Here is a 4,939-nt window from a genome sequence, read left to right as displayed (position 1 = left end):
AAGCCGCCGGACTGGCGGCGCCACAGCGAGGCGTAGTGGCCGTTGGCCTTCAGCAGTTCCTCGTGGCTGCCGACCTCGACGATGCGGCCGCGCTCCAGGATCACCAGACGGTCCATCCGGGCGATGGTCGACAGGCGGTGGGCGATGGCGATCACCGTCTTGCCTTCCATCAGGTCCTCGAGCTGCTCCTGGATCGCCGCCTCGACCTCGGAATCGAGCGCCGAGGTCGCCTCGTCCAGGATCAGGATCGGCGCGTTCTTCAAGACCACCCGGGCGATCGCCACGCGCTGGCGCTGGCCGCCGGACAGCTTCACGCCGCGCTCGCCGACATGGGCCTCGTAGCCGCGCCGGCCGCGCCAGTCCTCGACATCCTGGATGAAGTCGTGGGCATGGGCCTGCTTGGCCGCGGCGATCACCTCGGCCTTGGTGGCGGTCGGCCGGCCGTAGTTCAGGTTCTCGAAGATCGACCGGTGCAGCAGCGAGGTGTCCTGGGTGACCACCGAGATCTGCTCGCGCAGGCTTTCCTGCGTCACCCCGGCGATGTCCTGGCCGTCGATCAGGATGCGGCCGCGCTCGAGGTCGAAGAAGCGCAGCAGCAGGTTGACCAGGGTCGACTTGCCGGCGCCGGAGCGTCCGACCAGGCCGATCTTCTCGCCCGGCCGGATGTCGAGGTTCATATTCTCAATCACGCCGCCCGGCCGGCCGTAGTTGAAGCTGACCTGGTCGAAGCGGATGCCGCCCTTGGTCACCTTCAGCCGCTCGGCATCCGGCTTGTCGACCAGGCGCAGCGGGTTGGCGATCGAGATCATGCCTTCCTGCACCACGCCGATATTCTCGAAGATCGTGGTCACCTGCTGCGCCACCCAGCCCGCCATGTTGACGATCTGCCAGGTCAGCGGCAGCACCATGGCGACGGCGCCCAGCGCCACCACCCCCTGGCGCCACAGCAGGATGGCGATGGCCGCGGTCGACACCACCAGCGTCGCGTTGGTGGTCGACAGGCACAGGTTGAACAGGGTGATCAGCCGCAGCTGGCGGCGGAAGATCGTGGTGTGGCCGTCCACCGCCTCGCGGACGTAGTCGTCCTCCTCCTTCGCCCGGGCGAACAGCTTCACCGTCAGGATGTTGGTGTAGCTGTCGACGATCCGGCCGGTCAGCAGCGACCGCGCCTCCGACATCTCCAGCGAGCGCTGCTTCAGCCGCGGCACGAAACAGGTCAGGAGCAGGATGTAGATCGCGAACCAGCCCATGGTCGGCAGCGCCAGCCACAGGTCGGCGCTGGCCAGCAGCACCAGCGCGCTGGTGCCGTAGACGGTCAGGTACCAGACCGCGACGATCGACGTCACCGTGCTGTCGCGCAGGGCCACGCCGGTCTGCATCACCCGGTTGGCGATGCGGCCGGCGAAGTCGTTCTGGAAGAAGGTCCAGCTCTGCCGCACGACATGCCAGTGGCTCTGCCACCGGACCAGGTTGGTGAAGCCGGAGGCGATGATCTGGTTGGTGATCAGCGCCTGCAGGAACAGGGCGGCGGGGCGGCACACCAGCAGCACCGCCGCCATGCCGGCCAGCAGGTGCCAATGGTCGGCGAACAGGGCTTCGGGCGAGACGGTGCCGAGCAGGGTGACGACCCGGCCGATGAATACCGGGATCAGCGCGTCGAGCAGCGCGACGGTCAGCCCGGCGCCGAGCAGGGCGAGGTAGTACCAGCGGACCTGCCGCAGGAAGAACCAGTAGAACCGCAACAGGTTGCCCGGCGGCTGGCCAGGCATGCCCGTGGCGGTCGGCAGCACGCGGGCTTCGAAAAAGCGGAACATGGGGAGGGCTTCCCGGCGGGCGTTTCTTCTTTGGGCGGCAGGATTAAGCCTGCGCCGACAAAACGGCGACGAAAAGACCGGACAGTTGGACACAGGAATTCGTTCCGTGCAGGGCTCGCGTCATTTTCGTCTGTGCGCGGGGTCACTGGCGGCCCGGCGCCAGCCTCTAGAATCGCCGCCATGGATGCAGGGGCGCGGCCGGATCGTCCGGCCACGGCATCCGAATTGGGGACTGCAGATGAAGTACATTTTCGTGCCGCTGCTGGTGGCGCTGGCCGGATGGGGCATCCGGCCGGCCTTGGCGGACGACATCCACGACGCGCTCGACCAGGCCGACTCGGCCTACAGCAGCGGCGATTACGGGCGGGCGAAGAAGGCGGCGGACCTGGCGTCCACGCTGCTGGGCCAGCTGGTGGCGGAGCAGCTGGCCAAGGCCCTGCCCGGGCCGCTCGACGGCTGGACGGCGACAGATGCTTCCGGCGATTCGACCGCCGCGGCGGTGTTCGGCGGCGGCGTGCAGGCCGAGCGCAGCTACGACAACGCCGATGGCCAGCAGGTGCGCATCCAGGTGATGGTGGATTCGCCGCTGGTGGCGCAGATGGCCGGGCTCTACAGCAACCCGGCGATGGCGGCCATGATGGGCAAGCTGGTCAAGATCGGCAGCCAGCAGGCCGTGCAGACCGAGCAGGGTGAGCTGCAGATGCTGGTCGACGACCGCTTCCTGGTCACCGTCACCGGCGATGCGCCGGCGGAGGCGAAGCAGACATACGCCGCCGCCGTCGATCTCTCGGCGCTGAAGTGACCGGCGGGCGAGGGGCCTTGCCCCTCGCCCTCGGGCTCAGGCCACGGCCTTCACCAGCGCGGCGACGACGGTGTCGATCGGCTCCCGGCCGCGGCGCGGCTCGACGGCCGGATCGCTGCCGAAATCGATATGGCCGCTGTTGAGGCCCCGCATCATCTCGGTGAAGCCGGCGATGCTGCGGGCCGAGAGGCCGCCGTGCGACAGGGCCTCGGCCCAGCCGGCCTCGGGCACGGCGACGGCCTGCACCGGCTTGCCGAGCGCCCGGGCGAAGGCCGCCGCGACGTCGTCCGGAGAGTACGTGGCCGGTCCCTGCAGGGCGATCGTCCGCTGCCCGGCCCAGTCCTCGCGCAGGACCTCGGCAGCGGCGCGGCCGATATCGGCGGTTGCGACCATCGGGATGGCCCGGTCGAGCGGCGCCAGGAAGCTGGGCAGCACGCCCTCGGCGGCAGCGACGCCGGCCACCTCCGCCCAGTTCTCCATGAAATAGGCGGCGCGGATGAAGGCCACCGGCAGGCCGATCTCGGCCAGCCGCTGCTCCAGGATCCGGAGGGTGGCGATCATTCCGGTGCCGCTCGGCCGGTCTGCGCCGACCGAGGATAGCACCACCAGCTTCGGCAGGCGGGCGGCGGTCGCCGCCTGGGCGATGGCGTCGGCCACGGCCGCGGCGTCGGCGAAGGGATCCTCCGCCGCATAGCCGGGCGGATTCAGCAGATAGGCGCCGCGCGCCCCGGACAGGGCAGCGGTCAGCGCCGAACCATCGGCAAGGTCGGCGACCGCGACCTCGGCGCCTTGCCGCGCCCAGCTCTCGGCCTTGGCGGCGTCGCGGACGAGGACGCGGACGCGCTCGCCCGTCTCGATCAGGTTCGGGCGGCGGCGGCCCCCGTGTTCCCGCTCACGCCGGCGACGACATACATGGCTTTCTCCTGCGTTCACCCGCCCGCAGCCGGGTCGGTGCCGAAGAGATGCGCCGGGGATCGCCATATCGCAAATGCATGGATATGATCTTCTGCATGCGTGAAGTGGATCTGGCCGGAGTCGACCTCAACCTGCTGAAGCTGCTGGACGCGCTGCTGCGCGAGCGCAGCGTCACCCGGGCGGGCTTGCGGCTCGGCCTCAGCCAGCCGGCGGCCAGCCGGGCGCTGGGTCGGCTGCGCCGGCTGCTGGCCGACCGGATCGTGGTACGGACGCCGCAGGGGCTGGAGCTGACGCCGCGGGCCGCCGCCCTGGCCGAGCCGGTGGCACGGCTGCTGGAGGGCGCCCGGGCGATCGTGGCGCCGCCGGCCTTCGACCCGGCGTCGGCGCGCGGCCGCGTGACCATCGCCGGCGTCGACTACACCACCCTGCTGGTGATGCCCGCCTTGGTGTCGCGGCTGTCGCGCCTGGCGCCGGGGCTGGACCTGGAGATCCCGCCCCCGGCCGGCGACCATGTCGGGCTGATCGCCGCGGATGCCGCCGACCTGGCGCTCGGCGTCTACGACAGCCTTCCGGCCGGCTTCTTCCGCCGGGCGCTGTACGACGAGGACCTGGTCTGCGCCGTCCGCCGCGGCCATCCCGTGATCGCGGCGGGGCTGACGCTGGAGCGCTTCGCCGCCCTGTCGCATCTGCTGGTGATCATCACCGGCCGGGGCGAGGCGCCGGTCGACGTAGCGCTGGCCCGGCACGGGCTGAGCCGGCGGGTGGCGATGCGGATGCCGCATTTCATCGCGGCGCCGATGCTGGTGGCCGAGAGCGACATGATCCTGTCGCTGCCGCGCCGGCTGGCGCGCCGCATCGCCGCCACCGCGCCCATTGAGGTGCTGGAGCTGCCGCTCGAGATCGAGCCGCTCACCGTGTCGATGATCTGGCACGAGCGGCGGCAGGACGACCCGGCCCATGCCTGGCTGCGCCGGCAGATGGCGGAAGCGGCGCGCGAGGCGACCCGGGACTGAGGGCGGGCGCCCCGAGCTGGCGGCGGGCGCGAACAGGCTTTGACCGCGGCGGCGCGGCGTCGTGAGATGGCGCCGGACAGGGGAGGGGCGGATGAGCCTGGTGCCGGTGATCGATCTGGCCCCCGCGGCGGCGGGGGAGAACGTGGCCGCTGCGGTGGCCGCGGCCTGCGAACGCGTTGGCTTCCTGGTGGTGACCGGCCATGGCGTGCCGGCGGCGGTGATCGACCGCGGCTGGGCCGCGGCGCGCGCCTTCTTCGACCTGCCCGACGCGGCGAAGCGGAGCGTGGCGATGCCGCGGCCCGGCTATCCCTACGGCTATTCGCCGGTGGCGGGGGAGAGCCTGGCCCGGTCGCTGGGCGACCGGCGGCCGCCCGCCCAGAAGGAGGGCTTATCGA

The 4,939-nt window shown here is 71.3% G+C and carries 5 protein-coding genes; 3 read left to right on the top strand and 2 right to left on the bottom strand.

From position 1 onward, the window contains the following. A partial coding sequence (locus AAHM41_RS38845) for an ABC transporter ATP-binding protein (RefSeq protein WP_342241992.1) occupies positions 1-1,814 on the bottom strand: 1,814 nt, incomplete at its 3' end. 238 nt (positions 1,815-2,052) lie between these two features. Between AAHM41_RS38845 and AAHM41_RS38840 the strand changes: the two genes are divergently transcribed. Beyond that, positions 2,053-2,616: a hypothetical protein gene (locus AAHM41_RS38840; RefSeq protein ID WP_342241991.1), complete on the top strand. Its 564-nt coding sequence runs from the start codon at positions 2,053-2,055 to the stop codon at positions 2,614-2,616. A 36-nt stretch (positions 2,617-2,652) separates the two neighbouring features. On the opposite strand, the gene AAHM41_RS38835 is transcribed toward AAHM41_RS38840, so the two are convergent. After that, complete coding sequence (locus tag AAHM41_RS38835) at positions 2,653-3,549, bottom strand: NmrA family NAD(P)-binding protein (protein ID WP_342241990.1); 897 nt, start codon at positions 3,547-3,549, stop codon at positions 2,653-2,655. Between the two features lie 77 nt (positions 3,550-3,626). On the opposite strand from AAHM41_RS38835, the gene AAHM41_RS38830 reads away from it, so the two are divergent. Then, positions 3,627-4,544, top strand: a complete 918-nt coding sequence (locus AAHM41_RS38830; protein ID WP_342241989.1) for a LysR family transcriptional regulator — start codon at positions 3,627-3,629, stop codon at positions 4,542-4,544. A gap of 91 nt (positions 4,545-4,635) precedes the next feature. Next, on the top strand, positions 4,636-4,939 hold a 304-nt coding region (locus tag AAHM41_RS38825), incomplete at its 3' end, for a 2-oxoglutarate and iron-dependent oxygenase domain-containing protein (protein ID WP_342241988.1).

Source organism: Inquilinus sp. OTU3971 (assembly GCF_038440215.1).
The sequence above is the reverse complement of the archived record's forward strand: the minus strand, read 5'-3'. Positions and strand labels throughout refer to the sequence as shown.